Here is a 26,955-nt window from a genome sequence, read left to right as displayed (position 1 = left end):
CCTGTCCGCTCCCGTGACGGTTCTTGCTCATTTCTTCCTACGCATACTTACGGACTTCTTTTCCGGGCAGCGGGATTCCGTTACAGAACGAGTACGGGCCGATGCGTTTTGGTGGCAGACTGCGGCCTCTGGGGTGCGGGGGCCCCTCGACGCGCACGCATGCCAATTGCGATGGGGAGGGCAGTACTAGTGACCGCAGAAGCCAGCGGTTCCGTGGTGCGCCGCATCCTCCTGGGCTCCCAGCTCAGGCGACTCCGTGAATCCCGCGGCATCACCCGCGAGGCGGCCGGCTACTCGATCCGCGCATCCGAATCGAAGATCAGCCGCTTGGAGTTGGGAAGGGTGAGCTTCAAGGCCAGAGACGTGGAGGACCTCCTCACGCTCTACGGAGTCATGGACACGACCGAACGCGAGTCCCTGCTGGGACTGGTCCGCGAGGCCAACGCGACCGGCTGGTGGCACAGTTACGGCGACGTGCTGCCCGGGTGGTTCCAGACGTACATCGGCCTGGAGGGCGCGGCGTCGCTCATCAGGATCTACGAAGTCCAGTTCGTGCACGGCCTCTTGCAGACCGAGGCCTACGCGCACGCCGTCGTCAGCCGCGGGATGCCCGGCGCCACCGCCGCCGAGATCGACCGCCGCGTCGCCCTGCGCCTGGAGCGGCAGAAGGTCCTGGTGTCCGAAAGCGCACCGGTCTTCCACGCCGTCCTCGACGAGGCCGCGCTGCGCCGCCCGTACGGCGACCGCAACGTCATGCGCGGGCAGCTCGAACACCTCATCGAGGTCTCCCAGCGGCCCAACGTCCAGCTCCAGGTGATGCCCTTCTCCTTCGGCGGCCACGCGGGCGAGAGCGGGGCCTTCACCCTGCTGCGCTTCCCCGAGTCCGACCTCCAGGACATCGTCTATCTGGAACAGCTCACCAGCGCCCTCTACCTCGACAAAGAGGAGGAAGTGGGGCAGTACGAGCGGGCGATGGCACGGCTCCAGGAGGACTGCCCCGACCCCGACCAGACCCGGGATCTTCTCCGCGGCCTGCTTCAACTGTCTTGATTCGCACGTAGTATGACGTCTGATCAGTGCATGATGACCGATCGGTCTCCGGTGCAGCGCACGGGTGCGCGCTCGCAGTAAGGGATGGCATGTCCATATTCAGCGAACTCGCTCACCAGTACATCGACGGCGAATGGCTGGCCGGCAACGGTTCCTGGGACATCATCGACGTCAACCCTTACAACGGCGAGAAGCTCGCGGCCATCACCGTGGCCACCGTCGAGCAGGTGGACCAGGCCTACCGCGGCGCCGAACGCGCCCAGCGCGAATGGGCCGCCACCAGCCCCTACACCAGACGCGAGGTCCTGGAACGCGCCCTGCGGATCACCGAGGAGCGCGAGAAGGAGATCGTCGAGGCGATGATCGACGAGCTCGGCGGGACCCGTCCCAAGGCCGAGTACGAGGTGTACCTCGCCAAGGAGTTCATCCGCGAGGCGATGCAGCTCGCCGTCCGCCCCGAGGGCCGGATCCTGGCCTCGCCCGTCGAGGGCAAGGAGAACCGGGTCCAGCGCCTCCCCGTCGGCGTCGTCACCGTGATCAGCCCCTTCAACTTCCCGTTCCTGGTCACCCTGAAGTCGGTCGCCCCGGCCCTGGCGCTGGGCAACGCGGTCGTCATCAAGCCCAACCAGAACGCGCCCGTCGTCGGCGGCGGGGTCATCGCCAAGATCTTCGAGGAGGCGGGGCTCCCCGCCGGCCTGCTGAACGTCCTGGTCACCGACATAGCCGAGATAGGCGACGCGCTCCTGACGCACCCCGTCCCCAAGGTGATCTCCTTCGCGGGATCCGACCGGGTCGGCCGGCACGTCGGCGCGGTCGCCGCCCGCCACTTCAAGCGGACGGTCCTGGAGCTCAGCGGCAACAGCGCGCTCGTCGTCCTCGACGACGCCGACCTCGACTACGCGGTGGACGCGGCCGTCTTCAGCCGCTTCGTCTACCAGGGCCAGGTCTGTATGGCCGCCAACCGGATCCTCGTCGACGCGGCCGTCGCGGAGGAGTTCACCGAGAAGTTCACCGCCCGCGTCCGCTCCCTGAAGACCGGCGACCCCCACGAGTCCGACACCCAGATCGGCCCGCTGATCAACTCCTTCCAGGCCGACGCCCTCACAGCCCTGGTGGACCGGGCCATCGAGGCGGGCGCACAGGCCCTCGTGCGCGGCGCTACGCGCGGCAACCTGGTCGAACCCACCGTGCTCGCCGGTCTCCCCGAGGACTCCCCGCTGCTGGGCCAGGAGATCTTCGGCCCGGTCGCCCTCCTCGTGGTCTTCGACGGCGAGGACGAGGCCGTACGCATGACCAACGCGACCCCGTACGGGTTGAGCGGCGCCGTGCACACCCGGGACGTGGAACGCGGCGTGCGCTTCGCCCAGCGGATCGAGACCGGGATGATGCACGTCAACGACTCCACCATCGGCGACGAACCCCTCGCGGCCTTCGGCGGCGAGAAGGCCTCCGGGCTGGGCCGGCTGAACGGTGAGGCGACCGTCGAGGCCTTCACCACCCAGAAGTGGATCTCGGTACAGCACGGCCGCAGCCGGTTCCCGTTCTGACCCCCGACTGGTCTTAGACTCGGCCGGGCGTACGCGGTGCCGCCCGGGGGAGATCGAGTTGAGCAACATACCGGAGACCGGCCGGACCCCTCGGGTCCAGAACCGGCTCGTCGTCATCCAGATCGTCGTCTTCTCGCTGCTCCTCACCCTGGGCGGCCGCCTCTGGTACCTGCAGATACGCAATGGCCAGGAGTACACGGACGAGGCGAAGAACAACCACGTCCAGCGCGTGGTCCAGCCCGCCGTGCGCGGATCCATCCTCGACTCACGCGGGGTCCCGCTCGCCGACAACGCGACGCACCTCGTGGTCTCCGCCAGCCGCACCGAGCTGCTCACCATGAAGGACAAGGGCAGGGAAGTCCTGACCCGCCTCGCTGGGGTCCTCGGCACGGACCCGCAGGAGACGATCGACAAGGTCCGGCTCTGCGACGCCAAGACCAAGCAGCCCTGCTGGAACGGCTCGCCGTACCAGCCGATCCCCGTCACCGACGAGGCCACCACCGAGCAGGCCCTGCAGATCCGCGAGCACCCCGAGGACTTCCCCGGCATCACCGCCGAGCCCACCGCCCTGCGCCGCTACGCGGCACCGGACGAGGCCAACACCTCCCAGGTGCTCGGTTACCTCTCCCCGGTCACCGACGAGGAGATCGCCAAGGCGAAGAACACGGACTCCCCCTACCTGCGCGCCGACCAGGTCGGCCGCTCCGGTCTGGAGCGCACGTACGACAAGGAGCTGCGCGGCAAGGCGGGCATCACCCGCTACGAGGTGGACAACCTCGGCCGCGTGATCGGGCAGGGCCAGACGGACCCGGCGCAGCCCGGCTCGAACGTCGTCACCTCGATCGACTCGCGCGTGCAGGCGGTCGCCGAGCGCGAGCTGAACAACGCGATGATCGAGGCCCGCAAGACGTTCGACAAGAACACCGGCCGCGACTACGAGGCCGACTCGGGCGCCGTCGTCGTCATGGAGACCAAGACCGGCCGCGTCGTCGCGATGGCCTCCAACCCCACCTACGACCCGAACGCCTGGGTGGGCGGCATCTCCGCGAAGGACTATGCAGAGCTCACCGACAAGGACTCGAACCACCCGCTGCTGAACCGGGCCATCCAGGCCCAGGCGGCGCCCGGCTCCATCTTCAAGGTGGTCTCCTCGACGGCCGTGGTCAACGCCGGATACCCGTTCAACGGCCGCTACCCCTGCCCGAGCTCGTACTCGGTCGGCAGCCAGACCTTCACCAACTTCGAGTCCCAGGGACACGGCGACATCACCATCGGCCGGGCCCTGGAGGTCTCCTGCGACACCGTGTACTACCTGCTCGCCGACCAGGAGTGGAAGAAGGACGGCGGCATCAACCCGAAGAAGAACCCCAACGACTGGTTCTTCAAGACGGCCCACGAGTTCGGTCTGGGGCAGCGCACCGGCATCGACCTGCCGAACGAGGTCCCCGGCCGGATCCCCGACCGCAAGTGGAAGCAGGACTTCTTCGACGCGAACAAGAACGCCTGGTGCCGGGACGGCAAGAAGAACGGCACCTTCGCGGAGAAGATCGCCTACGAGAACTGCCGCCAGGGCAACCAGATGCGCGAGGGCGACGCCATCAACTACTCCATCGGCCAGGGCGACACCCTGGTCACGCCCATCCAGATGGCCTCCGTCTACGCGGCCATCGCCAACGGCGGCACGCTCCACCAGCCCAGCATCGGCAAGGCGATCGTCAGCGCCGACGGGAAGTCCGTCCAGGAGATCGCACCCAAGGTGCAGGGCAAGCTGCCCATGGACGCCGAGACCCGCGACGACATAGACGAGGCCCTGGCCGGCGTGGCCACCAACGGCAGCGCCGCCTGGCGCTTCGGCGGCTGGCCGCAGAAGCAGATCCCCATGCACGCCAAGACCGGCACCGCCGAGGTCCAGGGCAAGCAGACCACCTCCTGGTTCGCCTCGTACACCTCGGACTACGCGATCGTCATGACGATCTCCCAGGGCGGCACCGGCTCGGGCGCCTCGGGACCGGCCGTCCGCAAGATCTACGAGGCGATGTACGGGCTCGACCCGACCGGCAAGCAGGACCTGGCGAAGGCGCTGCTCCCGCAGCCCGCCACCACCCTGCCGGTGATCCGCCCGGACGGGCAGATCGCGGGCAACTGAGCACCGGAGGCGATTTAGGACACGGGCTGACCGCATCGGTCCGTAGCGTGGTTCTTGTCAGCAGGACAGGGCACGGGGACACAGGACCCACGATCACGGAAGAGGCGGTCAGCATGGCGCACCCCACCGAGGAGATTGCCGGAGACGAGCGCGGGACGCTGCTCCTGTTCGTCGAGGACCAGCGCGCGGCGCTCCGCAGGGCGGCCGAGGGCGTGACCGAGGAGCAGGCCGCGAGCCGCCCCACCGCCAGCGAGCTGTCCCTCTCCGGCCTCGTCAAGCACTCGGCCGAGGTCGAGCTCAACTGGCTGCGCATGGCGCAGCAGAAGCCGAACGAGCACCGCCGCGCCCCGGAGGCCTGGCACGAGGGCTTCCGGCTGTCCGGGGACGAGACCCTCGCCTCCGCCCTCGCCTTCTGGGACGGGGTGAAGGAGCAGACCGAGGCCTTCATCGCCTCCGTCCCCAGCCTGGACGACACCTTCCCGCTGCCCCCGGCGCCCTGGTTCCCGCAGGACGCCAAGGTGTCGATGCGCTGGATGCTCCTGCACCTGGTCCGGGAGTTCGCCCGCCACGCCGGCCACGCGGACATCATCCGCGAGACCCTGGACGGCACGAAGGCGATGGGCTGAGGATCCTCTCCTCCGGGCTTGCACCTCACGCCGCGTGAGGGCCCACAGTGAAGGGCGTACCCAACCAAGAGGAGCGGAAGATGGGCTACTCCGTGGGCCAGGTCGCCGGATTCGCCGGAGTCACGGTGCGCACCCTGCACCACTACGACGAGATCGGTCTGCTCTCCCCGAGCGGCCGCAGCCACGCGGGTCACCGGCGTTACGACGACGCCGACCTGGACCGGTTGCAGCGGATCCTGTTCTACCGGGAGCTCGGCTTCCCCCTCGACGAGGTCGCGGTCCTGCTGGACGACCCGGAATCGGATCCGCGGGAGCACCTGCGCCGGCAGCACGCCCTGCTGACCGACCGGATCGCCCGGCTCCAGCAGATGGCCAAGGCCGTTGAGCACGCCATGGAGGCGAAGAAGATGGGCATCAACCTCACCCCCGAGGAGCGGTTCGAGGTGTTCGGGGACAAGGACCCGGAGCAGTACGCGGAGGAGGCGGAACGGCGCTGGGGCGGCACCGAGGCCTACGCGGAGTCGCAGCGGCGGGTCGCCACGTACACCAAGGAGGACTGGCAGCGGGTCCAGGACCAGGTCGCCGACTGGGGCGCCCGCTACGCGGCCCTGATGGAGGCCGGTGAGCCGGCCGACGGCGAGGCGGCCATGGACATGGCCGAGGAGCACCGGCAGCACATCGTGACCTGGTACTACGACTGCACGTACGAGATCCACACGGGCCTCGGCGAGATGTACGTGTCGGACGAGCGGTTCAAGGAGTTCTACGACTCCATGAAGCCCGGTCTGGCCGAGCACCTGCGGGACGCGATCCTGGCGAACGCGGTGCGCAAGGCATAGCCGGATCGTCACGCACGCGACCCCCTCCGGGCTCTGGAACCGGGCGGGGGTCGTGTGCGTTGATAATTGAGACCGCCCGCCCCCCGCGGCCTGCCCCCTCATCCAGGAGAGTCCGGAAACCGTGTACACGCTTGCGCTCGGCCCTGAGTGGATCTCCCCGGAGTACCTGATCGGGCAGTTCGGTCTGATCGGCACCCTGGTCATCGTCTTCGCGGAGTCGGGTCTCTTCGCGTTCCTGCCGGGGGACTCGCTGCTGTTCACGGCAGGCCTGTTCACCGCGAGCGGCGCCATCACGCAGCCCCTGTGGCTGGTGTGCACCCTGATCTCGGCCGCGGCGATCGTCGGCGACCAGGTCGGCTACCTGATCGGCAAGTTCTTCGGCCCGAAGATCTTCAACCGGCCGAACTCCAAGCTCTTCAAGCCCGAGAACCTCGACTCGGCGCACGGGTTCATGGAGAAGCACGGGCCCAAGGCCATCGTGCTCGCGCGCTTCGTGCCGATCATCCGCACCTTCGCGCCGATGGTCGCGGGCGCGACCGCGATGAAGTACCGCACCTTCCTGACGTTCAACGTCATCGGCGGCGTGCTGTGGGGCGCGGGCGTCACGATCCTGGGCTACCAGCTCGGCCAGTTCGAGATCATCAAGAAGAACGTCGAGCCGATCTTCATCGGCATCGTCCTGATCTCCGTCATCCCGGTGATCATCGAGGTGCTCAAGTCCCGCAAGGAGAGGAAGGCGGCCGCCGAGGCGGCCCCCGCGGGGCCCCACGCGGCCGACGAGGCGGGCCCCCAGCGCGGCCGCCACGCCAAGCGGTAGCCGACCCGGCCCCGTCGGCGGAATCCAGCCCCGCCAGGGGGCACCTCCCAGCGGTAGCTGGGGGAGTTTGAGGCGCGGGGTCCGGGGCGGAGCCCCGAATCCCTGAGCCGCGCCGGAAGCGCCCCACCAGCCACCACGTACGCCCCCGCAGGCCGCCAGTGCCCGTGGGGGCGTACGTGTACCCGGGGCGGGGCCTAGTAGCCCCGCGTCCGCTTCGCCGCACGGCGCTTGGCCGCGCTCGCCGCGCCGGGGATGCGCATGAAGAGCCGCGAGGTCTCCGAGCCCAGGTTGACCCCGATCGCGATGGCCAGCGCGATGGCGGCGGCGTTCACCAGCGAGCCCAGGCCCTCGTTCAGCCGGTCCTCGGCGATCAGCAGCAGCCCGTAGTACGTCGCCGAGCCGGGCAGCAGCGGGCCGATCGCGGCCGTCACGTACGGCAGGGCCGACGCGAAGCGGTACCGGGAGAAGAGCTGCCCGAAGAGGCCGACCAGACCGGCCGCCACGGCCGTGGACGGCACGGGAGGGATCCCGCCGGCGTAGTGCAGGGCCCCGAAGGTCACCCACGCCACCCCGCCGTTCAGCGTCACGATCCACACGGAGGAGCGTTCCTGCTGGAGCAGGATCGCGAAGGTGAACACCAGCACCATCGACGCGGCGATCTGGATCAGCGGCCGCTGGGTGATCAGCAGGACCTCCTCCGGCTTGGGGGAGGCGCCGAGTTGCAGGCCCAGGTAGAGCACGACCAGCACGCCCATGATGATGCCGATGAAGAGGTACATGACCTCCAGCAGCCGGGCGGACGCGGTGATGTAGTAGCCGGTCAGCCCGTCCTGCACGGCCGCGACCAGGGCCCTCCCCGGCAGCAGCGCGAACAGCCCGCCGGTGATCACGGCGGAGGCCTTGATGTCCTCGATCTCGGCGATCTTGAGCGCCACCCCGAAGGCGGCGGGCGGCATGGCGGCGACGACGAACTGGTAGAACTCCGGCAGCCCGCGCCCGGCGAACACCCACGCGAGCCGGTCGCCGAGGACCGCGCCGAGTGCGGCTGCGAAGAAGACGACCACCCCGCCGCCGACGAGGACGGAGGCGGCCCCGGCGAGCACTCCGGCGGCGGCCGTGAGCACCCAGGTGGGGTACGGGTGCCGGTTGCGGCGGATCTCCGCGAGGCGGCGGTAGGCCTCCTCCAGGGAGATGTCGTACTCGTGGGCGCTGATGTCGTCCACGAGCCGGTACACGGCCGCCAGGCGCGTGTAGTCGGTGCCGCGGCGGCGTACGGTCCGGTTCGCCGACACCGGGTCGCCCACCAGGGAGGGCTGGTGGGTGATCGACAGCATGGTGAAGGTGACGGTGGGCTCGCAGCGGTCCAGCCCGTAGGAACGGGACACCGCGAACATGGCGGCCTCCACGTCCTCGGAGCCCTCGCCGCCCGACAGCAGCAGCTCCCCGATGCGCAGGGTCAGGTCGAGCACGCGACCCACCGCCGGGCCGGCCTCGCTCGGCTTCTGCACGAGCTCGGGGACGGGGCGCACGTCCACCGGCATGCGCAGCATCGTGCGCATGCGGTCCTGCCAGGGCGACTCCGTCATCCGCGCGACGGGGAACCCCTGGCCCGGGGTGTAGGCGGGCGGGGAGTGCGCGGCGCTGTAGGTGGCCGGGGGCCGGAAGGCCGACCCCTCGGGCTCGGGCGGCACCGACCCGGTGCCGGGCGGGAGGGCGAACTCCGAGGTGGGCTGGTCCTCCTCGGGGACGTCCGGCTCCATCCCGGGCGGTGGCGTGAACGCGCTCCTCGCCTCGTCGGACTGGGGCTTGCGGTCCTCCGCCCCGTCGGCTTCCGCCACGCGCCCTCCAGCCCCTTGATCACCTGCCCGTATCAGTATGCGGAACCGTTTCATCCCCGGCGAGGCCGCTTCCCTCCCGGGCGGGGGGGCCTGCCGAGGTGCGGCGCGGAGGGCCGGTCCCTGCGGAGCTGGGTCCCCTACCCGCCCTTCCTCCGTTCCCCGGGCGCTGCCCGGACCCGTTCCGGGCGCTGCGCGCCCGTGCGCTCAAACGCCGCGCGGGCTGGAATTGCCCCGCAGCGGCGAAATCCAGCCCCGCGGCGTTTGAGGCGCGGGGTCCGGGGCGGAGCCCCGGGTCCGGGCGGAGCCCGGCTCGGTCCGGGACGCGACAGCGGGCGGCACCCCCGAGGGGGTACCGCCCGCTGTGGTGCCTGGCTACCGAGCGGACCTCAGTGGTGGCCGCCGGAGGCCTCGAGGCGCTTGTACGAGGCCTCGATCTCGGCCTCCGCCTCGGCGCGGCCGACCCAGTTCGCGCCCTCGACCGACTTGCCCGGCTCCAGGTCCTTGTAGACCTCGAAGAAGTGCTGGATCTCGAGGCGGTCGAACTCCGACACGTGGTGGATGTCACGCAGGTGCTCGACGCGCGGGTCCGAGGCCGGCACGCACAGCAGCTTGTCGTCGCCGCCCGCCTCGTCCGTCATGCGGAACATGCCGATGGCGCGGCACTTGATCAGGCAGCCCGGGAAGGTCGGCTCGTCGAGGATGACCAGCGCGTCCAGCGGGTCGCCGTCCTCGCCGAGGGTGTTCTCGACGAAGCCGTAGTCGGCCGGGTAGCTGGTCGAGGTGAAGAGGCGACGGTCCAGACGGATCCGGCCGGTCTCGTGGTCCACCTCGTACTTGTTCCGCGAACCCTTGGGGATCTCGATGGTGACGTCGAACTCCACGTCCTGCTCCTCCATGATCAGCTTCAGAAGACTGAATTGCTTCGAGACGGCATTTGATTGAACTACGTGCGCGTCCGGCCCTGCCCTGCCGGGTGGGGTGCCATGCTCGCGGCAAGACGCAGTGGTTAAGTGTCCCTCACGCATATGTGTGATCGCGAAAGGGGCTGGTCCGAGGTGCCATTGGTCAAGACGTGGCAGCTCATCGCGGGGTCCGCCGTCGCCGGCCTCGCCCTCTCGGCGGCCGTCGTGGCCTCCGCCGGTCCCTGGGACTCCGGCCAGCGTAAGGCCGAGCGGGACAGGGCCGCCTCCTGGAGCCGTACGGGTGGCACAGATCACGGCTCCGGCTCAGGCCCCGGGGGCCTGCCGCAGGCCGCTCCCAGTGCCCCCGGGGTGCTCCAGGGCGTCGGCCCGGCGCGCCCGCGGCAGGCGGCCTCCCCGAGCGGGCTCCCCGCCGCGCTGAGGCCGCTGCTCGCCGACCCCGCCCTCGGCACCGTCCGTACCGCCTCCGTCGTCGACACCGCGACCGGGCAGGTGCTCTACGAGTCCGGGGCGGGCGACGCGATGACCCCCGCCTCCACCGTCAAGATCGCCACCGCGGCCGCGGCCCTGGCCGCGCTCGGCCCCGAGCACCGGATCCGGACCACCGTCGCCCCCGGCGCCGCCGCGGGCCAGATCGTCCTCGTCGGCGGCGGCGACCCCTCGCTCACCGCCAAGAAGAAGACCCCCGTCGGCGGCAGCCTCGCCGCGCTCGCCTACGACACCGCGGTGGCCCTCAAGGCCGCGGGTACGGGCACCGTGACCCTGGGCTACGACGACAGCCTCTACACCGGCCCCGCCCGCCACCCGATCGGCGACAACCCCAACATCGCCCTCGTGACCTCCCTGGCCGCCGACGAGGGCCGCCCCGACGACTCCACCTCCGGGCCCGTGGAGCGGGTCGAGGACCCGGCGAAGGAGGCCGCCCGCGCCTTCGCCGCGCTCCTGACCGACAAGGGCATCAAGGTCACCGGCGCCCCCGTCAAGGCCAAGCCCGTGGCCGGCGCGCAGCCGCTGGCCGTCACCCTGTCCACTCCGCTCTCCGGTCTCGTCGAGCGGATGCTGACCAACAGCGACAACGACATCGCCGAGGCCCTCGCCCGCCAGACCGCCCTCGCCTCCGGACAGCCCGCCAGCTTCGAAGGCGCCGAGAAGGCCGTCGCGGCCAGACTGGCCTCCCTCGGCGTGGACGTCTCCGGCACCCGTTTCGCCGACGGCAGCGGCCTCAACCGTGCCGACAAGGTCAGCGCCGGCCTGCTGACCGGGATCCTCGCCAAGGCCGCGGGCCCCGACCACCCCGAGCTGCGGCCCGTCCTCACCGGGCTGCCCGTCGCCGGATTCACCGGGACCCTGCGCGCCCGCAACTCCGGCAGCTCCCCGGCCGCCGGCCTGCTCCGCGCCAAGACGGGCACCCTGACCGGCGTGAACTCCCTCTCCGGGACCGTCGTCGACCGCTCCGGCCGGCTCCTCGCCTTCGCGTTCCTCACCGCGAACACCCCCGGACAGGAGGGCGCCGAGAAGGCCCTCGACAAGCTGGCCGCCGCAGTCGCGGCCACACCGTAGGGGTCCGCGGAAGGGCTCGTCCACGTACCGTTGACGCATGACGAGCATCAGTGGTGCCGAGATGGTCGACTGGAACCTCGCGGTGGCGACCGCGACCCGATTGGTGAGGCCCGGCCCGGAGGTCGGGCGGGACGAGGCACGAGCGGTGGTCGCGGAGCTGCGCGCGCACGCCAGGACCTCGGAACGACACGTACGCGAGTTCACCCGCATGATCCCCGACGGTGCCACCGTCCCCGACACCCCCGTACTCGTCGTCGACCGGGCCGGCTGGGTCAAGGCCAACGTGGCCGGTTTCCGCGAGCTGCTCCAGCCGCTGCTCGGCAAGATGCAGGACCGCCGCGCCGGAACCCCGGGCGGGGCCGTGCTCGGGGCCGTCGGCGGCAAGGTCACCGGCGTCGAGCTCGGCATGCTGCTGAGCTTCCTGGCCTCCCGGGTCCTCGGCCAGTACGAGACCTTCGCGCCGGTCTCCCGCGACCTGCCCGGCTCCGCGGGCGGCGGACGGCTGCTGCTCGTCGCCCCGAACATCGTCCACGTCGAACGCGAGTTGGAGGTCCACCCGCACGACTTCCGGCTCTGGGTCTGCCTCCACGAGGAGACGCACCGTACGCAGTTCACGGCCGTCCCCTGGCTGCGCGACCACCTCGAAGGCGAGATCCAGTCGTTCCTCGGCGCCACCGAGGTCGACCCGGCGACCGTCCTCGAACGCGTCCGCGAGGCCGCCCAGTCCTTCGCCGGCGCCCGCCCCGACGCCGAGCACGGCGACGAGGGCCGCTCCCTGGTCGAGCTCGTACAGACGCCCGAACAGCGCGAGATCCTCGGCCGGCTCACCGCCGTCATGTCCCTGCTGGAGGGCCACGCCGACTTCGTCATGGACGGTGTCGGCCCCGAGGTCGTGCCCTCCGTCGCCGAGATCCGCGAGAAGTTCCAGCAGCGCCGCGCCAGCGGAGCGGGCCGGCTCGACGCCGCCCTGCGCAAGCTGCTCGGCCTCGACGCCAAGCTGCGCCAGTACCGCGACGGCGAGCGGTTCGTGCGCGCCGTCGTCGACCAGGTCGGCATGGACGGCTTCAACCGCGTGTGGACCTCCCCGAACACGCTCCCGACCAAGGCCGAGATCGCCCGGCCCGCCGACTGGGTCGCCCGAGTGCACCGCCGGGGGAGCGAGGGGAGCGAAGGGGGCGCGGAAAGCTGAATCAGGCTGACTCAGGGGGCGTAAACATGTCTCACTGGGGGAAGCAGCATCACCCGTCCGAGGGACCGTGGGGCGTGGAAGGGCGTGCGATGCTCGGGGAACGGCTCGGCTCTGTCACCATCGACGCACTCTGAGTGACATCCCCGCCCTGCGGGGGCAGCCGGGCAAGCACCCCAACGCACCACACACCCCGAAGCCTCCGAGGCATCCGAACACCATCGAAGGGCACCGGACATGGGTCCCCATCCTGCGGTCGCGGCGATACGCCTGGCGGTCCGCCGCGTACTCCACGACGTCCTCACCGACCTCTCCCACCGCTCCGCCGACCCCCGCACCACCCCGCCGCTCGTCCTCGTCGCCTGCTCCGGCGGCGCCGACTCGATGGCACTCGCCTCGGCACTCGCCTTCGAGGCCCCCAAGCTCGGCATCCGGGCCGGCGGCATCACCGTCGACCACGGACTCCAGCCCGGCTCCGACCTGCGCGCCGCCGAGGTCGTCACCCGCATGACCGCACTCCGCCTCGACCCGGTGGAGTCCGTCGCCGTGCGCGTCGGCCGCGAGGGCGGACCCGAGGCCGCCGCCCGCGACGCCCGCTACGCCGCCCTGGACGAGGCCGCCGACCGGCTGGGAGCCTCCGCCGTGCTGCTCGGCCACACCCGGGACGATCAAGCCGAAACCGTCCTGCTCGGCCTCGCCCGCGGCTCGGGCATCCGCTCCCTGTCCGGCATGGCGGAAGTGTCCGGCGGCCCCGGCCGCAGCCACCGCTACCGCCGCCCCTTCCTCCAGGTCGACCGGCAGACCGCCCGCAAGGCCTGCATGGTCCAGTCCCTGCCCGTCTGGGACGACCCGCACAACATCGACCCCGCCTACACCCGCTCCCGGCTGCGCCACGAGGGCCTGCCCGCGCTGGAGAAGGCGCTCGGCAAGGGCGTCGTCGAGGCGCTGGCCCGCACCGCCCAGCTCTCCCGCGACGACGCCGACGCCCTGGACGCCTGGGCCGCCGAGGCCGAGACCGGCGTACGGGACGAGGACGGCCGGCTGGAGTGCGCCAAGCTCTACGCCCTGCCGCCGGCCGTCCGCCGCCGGGTGCTGCGCAGGGCGGTCGTCGCCGCCGGTTCCCCCGCGGGCTCCCTCTTCGCCCGGCACATCGAGGAAGTGGACCGCCTCATCACCGGATGGCGCGGTCAGGGCGCCATCAACCTGCCCGGACGGGTCGAGGCCCAGCGCCAGGGTGGCAGACTTGTCATCCGGCAGGGCTGATTGGTGCTGAAGCACGGCTGAGTCCTCCGGGGGCACCCCCGGGGCCCCGGCCGACAACGAAAGTGATGCGGGTGGACGAGAAGGACATGGGCAACGACCTCCAGTCGGTGCTCATCACCAAGGAAGAGATCGACGCGAAGCTGGCCGAGCTGGCCGCGAAGATCGACGCGGAGTACGCGGGCAAGGACCTGCTCATCGTCGGTGTGCTCAAGGGCGCCGTGATGGTGATGGCGGACCTGGCACGCGCCTTGTCCACCCCGCTCACCATGGACTGGATGGCGGTGTCCTCCTACGGCGCCGGGACCCAGTCCTCGGGCGTCGTCCGGATCCTCAAGGACCTGGACACCGACATCAAGGACAAGCACGTCCTGATCGTCGAGGACATCATCGACTCCGGTCTGACGCTGTCCTGGCTGCTGTCGAACCTCGGCTCCCGCCAGCCGGCCTCGCTGGAGGTCGTCACGCTGCTGCGCAAGCCCGACGCCGCGAAGGTCGCGATCGACGTGAAGTGGGTCGGCTTCGACATCCCGAACGAGTTCGTCGTGGGCTACGGCCTCGACTACGCGGAGAAGTACCGCAACCTGCCGTTCGTCGGCACGCTCGCCCCGCACGTCTACGGCGGCTGACCGCCGCACCCGGAGTTCGACGCCCCCGGGGCCCGGTGAACGGGAACCTGGGGGCGGTTCCCGCCGTTGGAGCAGGGAAAGCGGGTCTGTCAGCCGTCCCACGAGGCCGCGGGTGACAATTCAGGGGTACATTCCGAAGAACAGTCTTTACTCAAAGCAGCATTTACCTACGGGCAGGAGGGACGGGGTGCCTTGCGCCCCGTATGGATGGACGTGAAGCGATACTTCCGTGGGCCGGTCATGTGGATCGTGCTGGCCGTCCTCGCCGTGGTCGTGTTGATGAATGTCGTCGGCTCCGGCGGCGGCTACAAGTCGGTGGACACCAGCGAGGTCATCAAGGCGATCAACAGTGGCCAGGTGGAGTCGGCGAAGCTGACCACCGGCGACAGCCAGATGATCAAGATCGAGCTGAGCGAAGGCCAGAAGCTCGGCAAGCACGACGGCACCAAGTTCCAGGCCAACTACATCGGGGATCAGGGCGTCCAGCTCGCCCAGAACCTCCAGACCAAGTACGACGCCGGTCAGATCCCCAAGGGTTACTCGGTGACCCCGGACAAGACCAGCCCGTTCCTGAGCGTGCTGCTCTCGCTCCTGCCCTTCGTCCTCATCGTCGTCGTCTTCCTGTTCCTGATGAACCAGATGCAGGGCGGCGGCTCCCGGGTCATGAACTTCGGGAAGTCCAAGGCCAAGCTCATCACCAAGGACACCCCGAAGACGACGTTCGCCGACGTCGCGGGTTCGGACGAGGCCGTCGAGGAACTCCACGAGATCAAGGAGTTCCTCCAGGAGCCGGCGAAGTTCCAGGCCGTCGGCGCCAAGATCCCCAAGGGCGTGCTGCTCTACGGCCCGCCCGGAACCGGCAAGACCCTGCTCGCGCGTGCCGTCGCGGGCGAGGCGGGCGTCCCGTTCTACTCGATCTCCGGTTCCGACTTCGTCGAGATGTTCGTCGGTGTCGGTGCCTCGCGTGTCCGTGACCTGTTCGAGCAGGCCAAGGCCAACGCCCCGGCGATCGTCTTCGTCGACGAGATCGACGCCGTCGGCCGGCACCGCGGTGCGGGCCTCGGCGGCGGCCACGACGAGCGCGAGCAGACCCTGAACCAGCTGCTCGTCGAGATGGACGGCTTCGACGTGAAGGGCGGCGTCATCCTGATCGCCGCCACGAACCGCCCGGACATCCTCGACCCGGCCCTCCTGCGCCCCGGCCGCTTCGACCGGCAGATCGCCGTCGACCGCCCGGACATGCAGGGCCGCCTGGAGATCCTCAAGGTCCACCAGAAGGGCAAGCCGGTCGCTCCGGACGTCGACCTCTCGGCCGTCGCCCGCCGCACCCCCGGCTTCACGGGTGCCGATCTCTCCAACGTCCTGAACGAGGCCGCGCTGCTCACGGCTCGCTCGGACCGCAAGCTGATCGACAACCACATGCTGGACGAGGCGATCGACCGCGTCGTGGCGGGCCCGCAGAAGCGGACCCGGATCATGTCGGACCGGGAGAAGAAGATCACCGCGTACCACGAGGGCGGCCACGCCCTGGTCGCGGCGGCCTCCCCGAACTCCGACCCGGTCCACAAGATCACGATCCTGTCCCGCGGCCGGGCCCTGGGCTACACCATGGTCCTGCCCGACGAGGACAAGTACTCGACCACGCGCAACGAGATGCTCGACCAGCTCGCGTACATGCTGGGCGGGCGCGCGGCCGAGGAACTGGTCTTCCACGACCCGACCACCGGCGCGGCGAACGACATCGAGAAGGCCACGGCCACCGCCCGCGCGATGGTCACCCAGTACGGCATGACCGAGCGTCTGGGCGCGATCAAGTTCGGCGGCGACAACACCGAGCCGTTCCTGGGCCGCGAGATGTCGCACCCGCGGGACTACTCGGAAGAGGTCGCGGCGCTGGTCGACGAAGAGGTCAAGAAGCTCATCGAGACCGCGCACAACGAGGCCTGGGAGATCCTCGTCGAGAACCGTGACGTCCTCGACAACCTGGTCCTCGCGCTGCTGGAGAAGGAGACGCTGGGCAAGGAGGAGATCGCCGAGATCTTCTCCACCATCGTCAAGCGCCCGGCCCGCCCGGCGTGGACCGGCTCCGCCCGGCGCACGCCGTCCACCCGTCCGCCGGTGCTCTCTCCCAAGGAGCTCCAGCTGACGAACGCGGCGAACGGCAGCTCGACGGCCACCGCCGTCACGCCGGTCTCCACGGAGAAGGGCATCGAGGTGGTCCCGGAAGACCGCCCCGAGGCCTGATCCACCCGGAATGGAAGCCGCGCCCCCCAGGTTCTAGCCTGGGGGGCGCGGCGCTTTTCACATGCCCGCGCCGTGCGCACAGGAACGAGGAAGACGACATGACCGACCCAGTGACCCTGACCGGTGACGAGGGCACGATCGGCGAGTTCGACGAGAAGCGCGCCGAGGCGGCCATCCGTGAACTCCTGATCGCGGTCGGCGAGGACCCGGACCGCGAGGGCCTCCTGGAGACGCCGGCGCGCGTGGCGCGGGCGTACAAGGAGATATTCGCCGGGCTCTACCAGAAGCCCGAGGAGGTCCTGACGACCACGTTCGACCTGGGCCACGACGAGATGGTCCTGGTGAAGGACATCGAGGTCATGAGTTCGTGTGAACATCATTTGGTCCCGTTTCACGGCGTAGCCCACGTGGGTTACATCCCCTCCACAGACGGCAAGATCACCGGCCTGTCGAAGCTGGCCCGCCTCGTGGACGTGTTCGCCCGCCGTCCGCAGGTGCAGGAGCGCCTGACCACGCAGATCGCGGACTCCCTGATGGAGATCCTGGATCCGCGCGGGGTCATCGTGGTCATCGAGTGCGAGCACATGTGCATGACCATGCGCGGCGTCCGCAAGCCGGGCGCGAAGACCATCACCTCGGCCGTCCGCGGCCAGCTCCGCGACCCCGCCACCCGCAACGAGGCCATGTCCCTGATCATGGCCCGCTGATCCGGTGGACGACGAGGACGACTGGGTGCCGCTGAGCGAGGACGTACGGCGCACCCTGGAGCTCCTGCTGGACGGCGACTCGGACGCGGACCGGGGCTTCCGGGCCCAGATCCCGCACGCGCTCATGCACCCGGGCGAGTGCCCGTGCCCGTGCGTGTACCTGAGCGTGGACGAGGACGCCGTGCCGGCGGCGCCCATGGAGCGGCTCGTGGACTCGGTCGCCGGCGCCTCCCTCTTCAACGCCGAGGGCGGCTACGACGGCGAGGCGACCCTGCTCGCGAACAGCGGTTTCCTGGTGGACCTGCAGTTCTGCGACTGGGAGGACCGGGGGCCGGGGCCGCTGCGGCTCTGGGAGTGGCTGGGCCCCCGCCACGTGATGGGCCCGCCCGTCAACTGAGCCCCCGGAGGGGACTACGCCCGGGCCGCGCCCTGCGGGGACTGGTCGTCGTCCTCCGGGAGCTTCAGGACGTGCTCCAGGAAGAGGGCGGCCGCGATGACCGCCGCGCCCGCCAGGACCGAGAAGCCTGCGTACCAGGCCTGGTCGCGGCGGGCGGGCACGTCGAGGGAGTCGGTCAGCAGGAAGACGCCCACACCGCCGTACATCCCCGCCACCAGGGCCGCCACCAGGGCGCTCGCCTGGCCGAAGACCACGGCGCGGGCCGCCATCAGCGGCTCCACGCCCTTGGCGCCGGGGCGGCGCTCGCGCTGGGCCTTGAGGCGGGCGCGCATCGACAGGGCCGTGGCGAGGAGGATCACCGCGATCACGGCCAGCACGATGGGGGCGGCCAGCGGGACGCCCGGAAGCGTGCCGTAGGCGTTCCACAGCCGGGCGCCCGCCCAGGACAGGATCCCGGCGATCAGGAAGATGCCCGCCAGGACCGCCGGCCTCAGTTGCTTCACTTGCCCGTTCCCCACTTTCAGCGAGTAGCCGTGAACAGGCTAACGACTACTCCGGGAGCCGGAGTTCCAGGTCGGGGCGCGGCGTGACGCCGGTCAGGCCGATTCCGGCCAGGAGGTCCGCCACCGGGCCGTGGCCCGGGATCTGGGCTTCCGGGTCGATGTCGTGCCAGGGGGCCAGCACGAAGGCGCGCTGGTGGGCCCGCGGGTGCGGGAGGGTGAGGACGGGGTCGTCGGAGACCACCTCGGCGTACGACACGATGTCGACGTCGATCGTGCGCGGGCCCCAGCGCTCCTCGCGGACGCGGTCGAAGGCCTCTTCGATGGCGTGGCCGCGTTCGAGGAGGGAGGAGGGCGGCAGCGTGGTGCGGATCCGGACGACCGCGTTGAGGTACGAGGGCTGCGAGCCGGGTTCGACGCCCCACGGCTCGGTCTCGTAGACGGGGGAGACGGCCTTGACCCGCAGGCCCGGGGTGTCACCGAGGGCGTCGATGGCGCCCTGGAGGGTCTCCAGCCGGTTGCCGAGGTTCGCGCCGAGCGCGATCACGGCCCATTTGGGGTTGGACAGGGTGACGTCCGCCGCGTCCACGGCTTCGGTGACGGACGCGGGTACGGGCTGGACGGTGGGGTCGCTCTGGGCGCTCAGTCCGTGATTCATGCGCGGCTCCGGGTGATCGTGATGGTCACGTCGTCGAAGGGGACGGTGATGGGCGCGTCCGGCTTGTGGACGACGACCTCCACCTGTGCCACCGCTTCGTGCTTGAGGCACTGCTGGGCGATCCGCTCGGCGAGCGTCTCGATCAGGTCCACGGGCTCGCCCTGGACCACGTCGACGACCTCCTCGGCGACGACCCCGTAGTGCACGGTCTTCGCCAGGTCGTCGCCGGCCGCCGCGGGGCGGGTGTCGAGGTGCAGAACGAGGTCGACGATGAAGGTCTGGCCTTCCTCGCGCTCCCTGGGGAAGACGCCGTGGTGCCCGCGAGCCTTGAGGCCGCGCAGTGCGACACGATCCACGCGAATCACTCCTGCTTTCGTAGGTACTTCCGGTCCGGGACTCCCCGAAACCATGGGCCTGTGCCGAGTGCGGTCGGCGTCGTCCGTCTTCGAATTTACCTGCGAAATACCGGGGATCCCGCCCGAGGGGGTCAGTCGGTGTCCTGTTCGTCCTCTTCGTCGGAGTCGGTCAGGACGGGAGAACCGTGGTGGGACCAGAGCCGCCAGCCCTCCGGTGTGCGTCGGAACACATTCGTGGCGACGACCAGCTGGCCCACGAGCGGGCCGAGCTCCCCGCCGTCCTCGGCGGGCCCGCCGCTGAGGATGTTCTCCGTACACGTCACCAGGGCGGTGTCGGCTATGACGGCCACCTTGGTGTCGGTGAGGAAGAACTGGATGTACTCCGTGTGGGACATGATCAGCGCGTACGAGCGCAGCACCTCGCCGCGGCCCGACAGGACGGGCCAGCCCGGGTGCACGCAGGAGATCTCGTCCTCCAGCCAGAGCGCCGACAGTGCGTCGAAGTCCCCCCGCTCCATGGCCTCGTAGAAGGCCGTGTTGACCTCTTCGACCGCTTCGATGTCGGTTCTGCTCACTGGGCCCCTTCCGAGTGCGTGCGGCTCACAGAGCCCCTTCCACGGCGCGGGCCACCCGAACCGCGTCCGCGGTCGCCCGTACCTCGTGGACCCGTACGGCCCAGGCGCCCTGGTGGGCGGCGATGGCGGACACGGCGGCCGTGGCCGCGTCCCGTTCGCGGGCGGGCGGCGGGGCGGCGCCGTCGCCGGCCAGGACCCTGCCGAGGAAACGCTTCCGCGAGGCGGCGACGAGGAGGGGGAAGCCGAGGGCGCGCAGCTCGGGGAGGTGGGCGACCAGGGCCAGGTCGTGTTCGGCGTTCTTCGCGAAGCCGAGTCCGGGGTCGACGACGAGCCGTTCGGGGGCGATGCCGCCGGCGACGACCGCGTCGATGCGGGCGCGGAGTTCGGCGGTGACCTCGCCGAGGACGTCCGCGTAGACGGCGAGGCTGTTCATGTCGGCGCTGAAGCCGCGCCAGTGCATGACGACGAAGGGCACTTCGGCGGCGGCGACGGCCGGGATCATGCCGGGGTCGGCGAGTCCGCCGCTGACGTCGTTGACGAGCCGGGCGCCCGCCGCGACGGCCTGGGCGGCGACGGCCGCGCGCATGGTGTCGACGGAGACGGCGACGCCCTCGGAGGCGAGGCCGCGGACCACGGGGACGACCCGGCGCAGCTCTTCCTCCTCGTCGACGCGGGTGGCGCCGGGGCGGGTGGATTCGCCGCCGACGTCGATGAGGTCGGCCCCCTGGGCGACGAGGTCGAGGCCGCGCTTGACGGCGGCGGTGGTGTCGAACCAGCGGCCGCCGTCGGAGAAGGAGTCGGGGGTGACGTTGACGACGCCCATGACCGCGCAGCGGTCCAGGTCGGGCAGTCCTGCGACCCGGCCCCTGGGGGCGGGCCCGCGGTTGGTGTTCATGGGGTCCAGCGTAGGGCCGGTGCCCTTGCCGGGCGGTCCGGGGTGTGAGGTGGGCCGGGGGGTACCGCTGCGCGGAGCCGCTCCCCGCCCCGCCCTTCCACCGTTCCCCGGGGCTCCGCCCCGGACCCCGGTCCTCAAACGCCGGACGGGCTGAAAGGACTCGGGGCTCCGCCCCGGACCCGGGTCCTCAAACGCCGGACGGGCTGAAAGGACTCGGGGCTCTGCCCCGGACCCGGGTCCTCAAACGCCGGACGGGCTGGAAGGACTCGGGGCTCTGCCCCGGACCCGGGTCCTCAAACGCCGGACGGGCTGAAAGGACTCGGGGCTCCGCCCCGGACCCCGGGCCTCAAACGGCGGCGGGGCTGGAAATGCCAAACGCCGGACGGGCTGGGAAATCCAGCCCGTCCGGCGTTTGAGGACCGGGGGTCCGGGGGCAGCGCCACCGGCAACGGCGCGGCACGCACGCCCCGCACGCACGCCCGGCGAGGGCCCCGCACGCCCGGCGAGGGCTACGCCGCCTGGACCTCGTGGTCGGACTGGCGGACCGCCGTCATGTCGTTGTGCGTGCACTCGCGGACCGGCTTGGGGCGGCGGCGGCTCGCGAACAGGCGCGGCAGCGCCAGCGTCACGAAGCCCTCCGCCTGCATCACGGCGAAGCCGATGCGCGGCAGGTCGCGGCTGGTGCGGTAGACCATGAAGCGCGGCTCCCAGCGGGGCCGGAACTTCTCGTTGAACTTGTACAGGGACTCGATCTGGAACCAGCGCGAGAGGAAGACCAGCAGGCTGCGCCAGGCGCGCAGCACGGGGCCGGCGCCGATCTTCTCGCCGCGGGCCAGCGCCGCGCGGAACATCGCGAAGTTCAGGGAGACCTTCTCGATGCCCAGCTCGGGGGCCTGCTGCAGGGAGGCGACGATCAGCAGCTCGTTCATGCCCGGGTCCGCGGCGCGGTCGCGGCGCATCATCTCCAGCGACATGCCGTCCTTGCCCCACGGCACGAAGTGCTGGATGGCCTTGAGGTCGCCGAAGGGGCTGGTGTCGCCCTCCTCGACGCGGTGCGCGGTGGCGATGATGCAGTCGCCGTCGCCGGGGTCGCCGACGCGGCCCAGTGCCATGGAGAACCCGCGCTCGGTGTCGGTGCCGCGCCAGGCCTCGGCCGCGCCGCGGACCGCCGTCAGTTCCTCCTCGGTCAGCTCGCCGACCCGGCGGACCTTGGTGGTGTAGCCATTGCGCTCGATGCGCTTGACCATCTGGCGGACGTTGCGCATGGGACGTCCGGCCAGGGAGAAGTCTTTGACGTCGACGATCGCCTCGTCGCCCAGCTCCAGGGCGTCCAGTCCGGTCTCGCGGGTCCAGACCTCGCCGCCGGTCTCGCTGCAGCCGACGACGGCCGGGGTCCAGGAGTGGGCCTTGGCCTCCGCCATGAACCGCTCTATGGCGCCGGGCCAGGCCTCGACGTCGCCGATGGGGTCGCCGGAGGCGAGCATCACGCCGGAGACGACGCGGTAGGTGACGGCGGCCTTGCCGCTGGGGGAGAAGACGACGGCCTTGTCGCGGCGGAGCGCGAAGTGCCCGAGGGAGTCGCGGCCGCCGTGCCGGGTGAGGAGCTCGCGCAGCTTCGCCTCGTCGTCGACGGTGAGCCGGGCGGCCGGGTGCTCGGGGCGGAAGGCCAGGTAGGCGGTGGTGAGCGCGGTCAGCATGCCGAGGGCACCGAGGGAGTAGCCGACGGTCCAGGACACCTGTCCGGAGTAGGCGACGGGGCCCTCGAAGCCGAAGAGCCCGAAGACCACGTGCTTGAGCTGCTCGTACAGGCCCGGGTCGCCGACCACCCGGTTCGGGTGGACGTTGACGATGAGCAGGCCGAGGCCGATGGACCCGGCGCTCATCAGTACGAAGTTGGCGAGCGCCTTCCAGCGGCTGCGCGGGTCGGGCAGCGCCTTGAACTCACCCTGGTGGCGCACCAGCAGGGCGAGGAGCACGGCCGAGATGACCACGCCGATCACCGAGTGCCGGTACCAGAACTGCGCGAACGCGCCCGCCGGGATCAGCACGACGGCCGCGCGCCAGGCGCGCCGCTTGTGCCGCTTGAGGCCGTGCGCGAGCAGCAGGAGCAGCACGCCCACGGCCAGGGACGCCGCGGCCGCGAAGGGGCCGAAGGTGCCGGGCAGCAGTTCGGTGACCGCGTGGATCCGGCTGTGCCGGAAGCGCGGGAACACACCCGCCGCGATGTCGAGCAGGCCGACGAGCGTGACGGCCGTACCTACGAGACCGGGAACGGCCTCCGGTCGGGGACCCCGAAGGATTCGCCCCGCCAGGGCCGGAACCTGTCCGGACTTATCGCCATCTATCCTGCTAGACATCGCTTCCCGTTGCTCCGCGAGAGATCATGTGGCCGGGGGCCGCGACAGCCTCCGGAGTGTGGTGCGTCCATTAGGACGACGGCGACGTGGAGCGGGTTCACTCTTCCGTCGGAAATTTCCAGTCCTGCCATCAGAAAGTCGACTGACTGCTCATGGGTCTCACCAGTAACACGGTTCTTGTGCTGGCCGTCCTCGCCGGGGTGCTGCTCTTCGCGGCCACGGTCTGGTTCTGGCCGAAGCTCTCGGGCCGGGGCTGGCGCCCGGTCGCCGGCCGGATCGGGCTCCTGCTGGCGACCCAGCTGGCGCTGTTCTCGGCTGTGGGGCTCGCGGCCAACAAGTCGTTCCTCTTCTACGGTTCCTGGGCCGATCTGTTCGGCCAGGAGACGTCCATGGGCAAGGTCGTCGACCACTCGATGAGCAGCAAGGACATCAAGGTCGTCGACAAGCAGAAGCTGGACGTGCCGGGCGGCGCCAAGCCCCAGGTCGGCGGACAGATCCTGAAGGTTGCCATAACCGGGCAGAAGTCGAAGATAACGAGCCCCGGCTACGTCTGGCTCCCGCCGGAGTACTTCCAGCCGCAGCACAAGGACGAGAACTTCCCCGCGTCCATCATCCTGACCGGCTACCCGGGCACCGCCGAGAACCTGATCAAAGGGCTCGACTACCCGATGAAGGCCTTCAGCCTGTCCAAGGCCGGGAAGATGAAGCCGATGATCCTGGTCATGCTGCGTCCGACCGTCGCGCCGCCGCGCGACACCGAGTGCGTGGACATACCCGATGGCCCGCAGACCGAGACCTTCTTCGGCGTGGACCTGCCGCAGGCCATCACGGACACCTTCCGGGTCGGCAAGAAGCCGCAGAACATGGGCTTCATCGGCAATTCCACCGGCGGTTACTGCGCGCTGAAGATCGCCGCGCACTACCCGCAGACCTTCGGCGCGGCCGCCGGGCTGTCCGCGTACTACGACGCCCCGGACGACCCGACGACCGGTGACCTCTTCCACGGGGACGCCAAGCTGAAGAAGCGTGCGGACGTCCTGCACGCCATGGAGAACAAGAAGCCGAGCGGTACGTCCTTCCTCGTCACCAGCAGCGAGAAGGGCGAGCCGAACCTCGGGGACACCAAGAAGTTCATCAAGAAGGTGCAGAGCCCGGACCGGGTCTCCTCGATCATCCTCGACAGCGGTGGCCACAACTTCAACACGTGGCGCCGCGAGATCCCGCCGATGCTGGTGTGGATGAGCGGCCGCATCCAGGCCTGACGATCGGCCCGGGGACGAGCCCCGGCGATTTCAGCCGAACGAAGCACCCGTGACCGGCCCGTAAGGGCCGGTCACTCTTTTGTGTGCGGTACGTGCGGTACGCGCCCTACGCGCCCTGCGCGTGCTGCGGTTCGGCCCGCCGCAGCGCCCGGTGGACGCCCTCCGGGGTCAGTACGCCGACCAGCGCGCCGGAGTCCGGGTCCGTGACCCCGATCCGGCCCGAGTCCTCCTGGAGCAGGGCCGCGAGGGCCTCGCGCAGCGACGCGCCCAGCTCCACCGCCCCGGGCAGCGGGGACCCGCCCTCCGCCGGCGCGAGGTCGGCCTTCTCCACCACCGTGACCGCGAGCCGCCTCAGGCCCCGGTCGGCGCCGACGAAGGAGGCCACGGAGTCGGTGGCCGGCGCTCCGAGCACCGCCGCCGGGCGGGCGAACTGCTCGATGGTTCCCTGTCCGTAGACGGCGATGCGGTCGCCGAGCCGGATCGCCTCCTCCAGGTCGTGCGTGACGAGCAGGATCGTCTTGCGCACCGTGCGCTGGAGGGTCAGGAACTCGTTCTGCAGGCGCTCGCGCACCACCGGGTCCACCGCCCCGAACGGCTCGTCCATCAGCAGCACCGGCGGATCGGCGGCCAGGGCGCGGGCCACTCCCACGCGCTGGCGCTGCCCTCCCGACAGCTGGTCCGGGTAGCGGCCCCCGTACACGGCCGGATCCAGTCCCACCAGTTCGAGCAGTTCGGCGGCCCGCGCTCGGGCGGCGGCCTTCGGGGTGCCGAGGAGCCGGGGCACGGTCGCCGTGTTCTCCAGCACCGTCTTGTGGGGGAACAACCCGACCTGCTGGATGACGTAGCCGATGCGGCGGCGCAGTTCGACCGGATCGGCGGCCGCGATGTCCTCACCGCCGAGCAGGATCCGCCCCGAGGTGGGCTCGATCAGCCGGTTGACCATCTTCATCGTGGTCGTCTTGCCGCAGCCGGACGGGCCGACGAGCGTGACCAGCTCGCCCTCCGCCACCTCGAAGGACAGGTCCTCGACGGCTGTCGTCCCGTCGGGGTAGCGCTTGGTGACGTGCTCGAATCGGATCACATCGTCATCCTTCCCTACCGGGACCACCGGTTTGTGAAGGGCGTGTTGCCCATGTGCGAAGGATTCCGGCCATCGACACCGGTGCGGGTTAGGGTCGGTCCCACGTACGTTCGATGACCGGGGGGTGAGGGGAATGGCGGGCCGGGGCTGCCTGGTGGCGAACGACTGGTTCTGCTGGGAGTACGTCTCCTCCCGCTCCCAGGAGCTCACCGACGCCACCCTCGAACACGTCTGGATCACGGGCGTGTCGGTCCTCATCGGCCTCGCCGTGTCCCTCCCGCTCGCCCTGCTGGCCCGCCGCGGCCGCCGCTGGGCGGCGCCCGTACTGGGCCTGACCACCCTGCTCTACACGGTCCCCTCGCTCGCCATGTTCTCCCTGCTGCTGCCGCTCTTCGGGCTGTCGGCGGCCCTCGTGGTGACCGGGCTGGTGCTGTACTCGCTGACCATCCTGGTCCGGGGCGCGCTGGCCGGCCTGGAGGCCGTCCCCGAGGAGGTGCGGGAGGCCGCGCGCGGCATGGGGTACGGCCCGGGAAGGCTGCTGTGGCAGGTGGAACTGCCGCTCGCGCTGCCCGCGTTGTTCGCCGGGCTGCGGATCGCGACGGTGTCCACGGTCGCGCTGACCACCGTCGGCTCCATCGTCGGCAAGGGCGGCCTCGGCAACCTCATCGCCCCGGCGGTGAACAGCTCCTTCAAGGCCCAGGTGCTCACCGCCTCCCTGCTGTGCGTGCTGCTCGCCCTCGTGGCCGACCTGCTGCTGCTCGGCGTACAGCGGCTGCTCACGCCGTGGACCCGGGCCGGCCGCCGGCCCGCCGGCAAGGAGGCCTGAGGTGCTGGGTGTGGCGGGGGACGCCTGGAGCTGGCTGGCGGACGGCGCCAACTGGTCCGGGGAGAGCGGTGTCTGGAACCGGCTCGCCGAACACGTCTACGTCAGCGGCGTCGCCCTCGGGATCGCCTGCGCCCTGGCGCTGCCCGTCGGGCTGTGGCTCGGCCACCTCGGCAAGGGTGGCGCCCTCGCGGTGAACCTGTCGAACGTCGGTCGGGCCGTGCCCGTCTTCGCGGTGCTGGCCCTGTTCATGGTCTCGCCGCTGCGCAACGCGGGCTACCTGCCCACCATCGCCGCGCTCGTGCTCTTCGCCGTGCCGCCGCTGCTGACGAACGCGTACGTCGGCATGCGCGAGGTGGACCGCTCGGTGGTGGAGGCCGCCCGGGGCATGGGCATGTCCGGCGCCCAGCTCTTCTTCCGGGTGGAACTCCCGCTCGCCCGGCGGCTGGTGATGACCGGGCTGCGCTCGGGAGCGGTGCAGGTCGTCGCCACGGCCACGATCGCGGCGATGGTCGGCCAGGGCGGCCTCGGCCGGATCATCACGGCCGGCTTCAACACCTACAACACCGCGCAGGTCGTCGCGGGCGCCCTGCTGGTGGCGGCGCTCGCCCTGCTGGTGGAGGGGGTCCTGGTGGCCGCGGAGCGGCTGCTGCCGCGGACGGGCCCGCGCTGATCCCCCCGT

General features: G+C 70.7%; 23 protein-coding genes and 2 pseudogenes. 16 read left to right on the top strand and 9 right to left on the bottom strand.

Annotated features, from left to right (window positions below; all coding sequences use genetic code 11):
- Positions 1–171: 171 nt before the first annotated feature.
- The 6 genes and pseudogenes from ACIQ5Y_RS03695 to ACIQ5Y_RS03670 form a co-directional block, all read left to right on the top strand.
- Positions 172–1,050 (top strand): helix-turn-helix domain-containing protein, encoded by an 879-nt coding sequence (locus ACIQ5Y_RS03695; RefSeq protein ID WP_376656348.1) that lies wholly within the window; start codon positions 172–174, stop codon positions 1,048–1,050.
- Positions 1,051–1,139: 89 nt separating this feature from the next.
- Positions 1,140–2,597: an aldehyde dehydrogenase family protein gene (locus ACIQ5Y_RS03690; protein ID WP_403874632.1), complete on the top strand. Its 1,458-nt coding sequence runs from the start codon at positions 1,140–1,142 to the stop codon at positions 2,595–2,597.
- Between the two features lie 58 nt (positions 2,598–2,655).
- Positions 2,656–4,731 (top strand): annotated as a pseudogene (gene mrdA / locus ACIQ5Y_RS03685) (penicillin-binding protein 2); the annotation flags it as partial.
- 125 nt (positions 4,732–4,856) lie between these two features.
- Positions 4,857–5,369, top strand: coding sequence for a DinB family protein (locus ACIQ5Y_RS03680; RefSeq protein WP_403874630.1), 513 nt, complete (start codon positions 4,857–4,859; stop codon positions 5,367–5,369).
- Positions 5,370–5,449: 80 nt separating this feature from the next.
- Positions 5,450–6,208, top strand: a complete 759-nt coding sequence (locus tag ACIQ5Y_RS03675) for a MerR family transcriptional regulator (RefSeq protein WP_403874628.1) — start codon at positions 5,450–5,452, stop codon at positions 6,206–6,208.
- 121 nt (positions 6,209–6,329) lie between these two features.
- Positions 6,330–7,001: pseudogene (locus tag ACIQ5Y_RS03670) on the top strand (DedA family protein); the annotation flags it as partial.
- A gap of 218 nt (positions 7,002–7,219) precedes the next feature.
- On the opposite strand, the gene ACIQ5Y_RS03665 reads toward ACIQ5Y_RS03670, so the two are convergent.
- Complete coding sequence (locus ACIQ5Y_RS03665) at positions 7,220–8,863, bottom strand: threonine/serine exporter ThrE family protein (protein ID WP_403874626.1); 1,644 nt, start codon at positions 8,861–8,863, stop codon at positions 7,220–7,222.
- 386 nt (positions 8,864–9,249) lie between these two features.
- Positions 9,250–9,744 carry an inorganic diphosphatase gene (locus ACIQ5Y_RS03660; protein ID WP_243629059.1) on the bottom strand — a complete coding sequence of 165 codons (495 nt, stop codon included), beginning with the start codon at positions 9,742–9,744 and terminating at the stop codon, positions 9,250–9,252.
- Between the two features lie 174 nt (positions 9,745–9,918).
- Between ACIQ5Y_RS03660 and dacB the strand changes: the two genes are divergently transcribed.
- The 7 genes from dacB to ACIQ5Y_RS03625 all read left to right on the top strand — a co-directional run bounded on the left by dacB (position 9,919) and on the right by ACIQ5Y_RS03625 (position 17,766).
- Positions 9,919–11,343, top strand: coding sequence for a D-alanyl-D-alanine carboxypeptidase/D-alanyl-D-alanine-endopeptidase (dacB, locus tag ACIQ5Y_RS03655; RefSeq protein ID WP_403874624.1), 1,425 nt, complete (start codon positions 9,919–9,921; stop codon positions 11,341–11,343).
- A 37-nt stretch (positions 11,344–11,380) separates the two neighbouring features.
- Positions 11,381–12,532, top strand: a complete 1,152-nt coding sequence (locus ACIQ5Y_RS03650; protein WP_403874622.1) for a zinc-dependent metalloprotease — start codon at positions 11,381–11,383, stop codon at positions 12,530–12,532.
- 234 nt (positions 12,533–12,766) lie between these two features.
- Positions 12,767–13,792, top strand: coding sequence for a tRNA lysidine(34) synthetase TilS (tilS, locus tag ACIQ5Y_RS03645; RefSeq protein WP_403874620.1), 1,026 nt, complete (start codon positions 12,767–12,769; stop codon positions 13,790–13,792).
- Between the two features lie 65 nt (positions 13,793–13,857).
- Positions 13,858–14,418 carry a hypoxanthine phosphoribosyltransferase gene (gene hpt / locus ACIQ5Y_RS03640; RefSeq protein ID WP_243339812.1) on the top strand — a complete coding sequence of 187 codons (561 nt, stop codon included), beginning with the start codon at positions 13,858–13,860 and terminating at the stop codon, positions 14,416–14,418.
- 207 nt (positions 14,419–14,625) lie between these two features.
- Positions 14,626–16,662 carry an ATP-dependent zinc metalloprotease FtsH gene (gene ftsH, locus ACIQ5Y_RS03635; RefSeq protein ID WP_403875649.1) on the top strand — a complete coding sequence of 679 codons (2,037 nt, stop codon included), beginning with the start codon at positions 14,626–14,628 and terminating at the stop codon, positions 16,660–16,662.
- 98 nt (positions 16,663–16,760) lie between these two features.
- Entirely contained in the window at positions 16,761–17,369 is a 609-nt protein-coding gene (folE, locus tag ACIQ5Y_RS03630) for a GTP cyclohydrolase I FolE (RefSeq protein WP_384596422.1), read from the top strand.
- A gap of 4 nt (positions 17,370–17,373) precedes the next feature.
- The gene (locus ACIQ5Y_RS03625) at positions 17,374–17,766 is read left to right on the top strand and encodes a hypothetical protein (protein ID WP_403874618.1); all 393 of its coding nucleotides are present in this window, start codon (positions 17,374–17,376) and stop codon (positions 17,764–17,766) included.
- A gap of 14 nt (positions 17,767–17,780) precedes the next feature.
- Here the strand turns inward: ACIQ5Y_RS03625 and ACIQ5Y_RS03620 are convergent, their stop codons facing one another.
- The 6 genes from ACIQ5Y_RS03620 to ACIQ5Y_RS03595 form a co-directional block, all read right to left on the bottom strand.
- The gene (locus ACIQ5Y_RS03620) at positions 17,781–18,269 is read right to left on the bottom strand and encodes a DUF3180 domain-containing protein (RefSeq protein WP_403874616.1); all 489 of its coding nucleotides are present in this window, start codon (positions 18,267–18,269) and stop codon (positions 17,781–17,783) included.
- A gap of 46 nt (positions 18,270–18,315) precedes the next feature.
- Positions 18,316–18,924 carry a 2-amino-4-hydroxy-6-hydroxymethyldihydropteridine diphosphokinase gene (folK, locus tag ACIQ5Y_RS03615; protein ID WP_403874614.1) on the bottom strand — a complete coding sequence of 203 codons (609 nt, stop codon included), beginning with the start codon at positions 18,922–18,924 and terminating at the stop codon, positions 18,316–18,318.
- Entirely contained in the window at positions 18,921–19,280 is a 360-nt protein-coding gene (gene folB, locus ACIQ5Y_RS03610; protein WP_030010912.1) for a dihydroneopterin aldolase, read from the bottom strand. The genes folK and folB overlap by 4 nt, the downstream gene beginning before the upstream one ends.
- Positions 19,281–19,411: 131 nt before the next feature.
- Positions 19,412–19,855 carry a nuclear transport factor 2 family protein gene (locus ACIQ5Y_RS03605; protein WP_403874612.1) on the bottom strand — a complete coding sequence of 148 codons (444 nt, stop codon included), beginning with the start codon at positions 19,853–19,855 and terminating at the stop codon, positions 19,412–19,414.
- 25 nt (positions 19,856–19,880) lie between these two features.
- On the bottom strand, positions 19,881–20,750 hold the full coding sequence (folP, locus tag ACIQ5Y_RS03600) for a dihydropteroate synthase (protein ID WP_403874610.1): 870 nt from the start codon (positions 20,748–20,750) through the stop codon (positions 19,881–19,883).
- Positions 20,751–21,259: 509 nt separating this feature from the next.
- Complete coding sequence (locus ACIQ5Y_RS03595) at positions 21,260–23,107, bottom strand: phosphatidylglycerol lysyltransferase domain-containing protein (protein WP_403874608.1); 1,848 nt, start codon at positions 23,105–23,107, stop codon at positions 21,260–21,262.
- Between the two features lie 152 nt (positions 23,108–23,259).
- On the opposite strand from ACIQ5Y_RS03595, the gene ACIQ5Y_RS03590 reads away from it, so the two are divergent.
- On the top strand, positions 23,260–24,369 hold the full coding sequence (locus ACIQ5Y_RS03590; protein ID WP_403874606.1) for an alpha/beta hydrolase: 1,110 nt from the start codon (positions 23,260–23,262) through the stop codon (positions 24,367–24,369).
- A gap of 106 nt (positions 24,370–24,475) precedes the next feature.
- On the opposite strand, the gene ACIQ5Y_RS03585 is transcribed toward ACIQ5Y_RS03590, so the two are convergent.
- On the bottom strand, positions 24,476–25,450 hold the full coding sequence (locus tag ACIQ5Y_RS03585; protein ID WP_403874604.1) for an ABC transporter ATP-binding protein: 975 nt from the start codon (positions 25,448–25,450) through the stop codon (positions 24,476–24,478).
- Between the two features lie 133 nt (positions 25,451–25,583).
- Here ACIQ5Y_RS03585 and ACIQ5Y_RS03580 point away from each other — a divergent pair, with 133 nt between their 5' ends.
- Both ACIQ5Y_RS03580 and ACIQ5Y_RS03575 read left to right on the top strand, forming a co-directional pair.
- Positions 25,584–26,276 carry an ABC transporter permease gene (locus tag ACIQ5Y_RS03580; RefSeq protein WP_384582257.1) on the top strand — a complete coding sequence of 231 codons (693 nt, stop codon included), beginning with the start codon at positions 25,584–25,586 and terminating at the stop codon, positions 26,274–26,276.
- Between the two features lie 4 nt (positions 26,277–26,280).
- Positions 26,281–26,946, top strand: a complete 666-nt coding sequence (locus ACIQ5Y_RS03575) for an ABC transporter permease (RefSeq protein ID WP_403875645.1) — start codon at positions 26,281–26,283, stop codon at positions 26,944–26,946.
- The last annotated feature ends 9 nt before the right edge of the window (positions 26,947–26,955 follow it).

Origin of the sequence: Streptomyces sp. NPDC096339 (assembly GCF_044762985.1) — a bacterium.
Classification (GTDB): Bacteria; Actinomycetota; Actinomycetes; order Streptomycetales; family Streptomycetaceae; genus Streptomyces.
The sequence above is the reverse complement of the archived record's forward strand: the minus strand, read 5'-3'. Positions and strand labels throughout refer to the sequence as shown.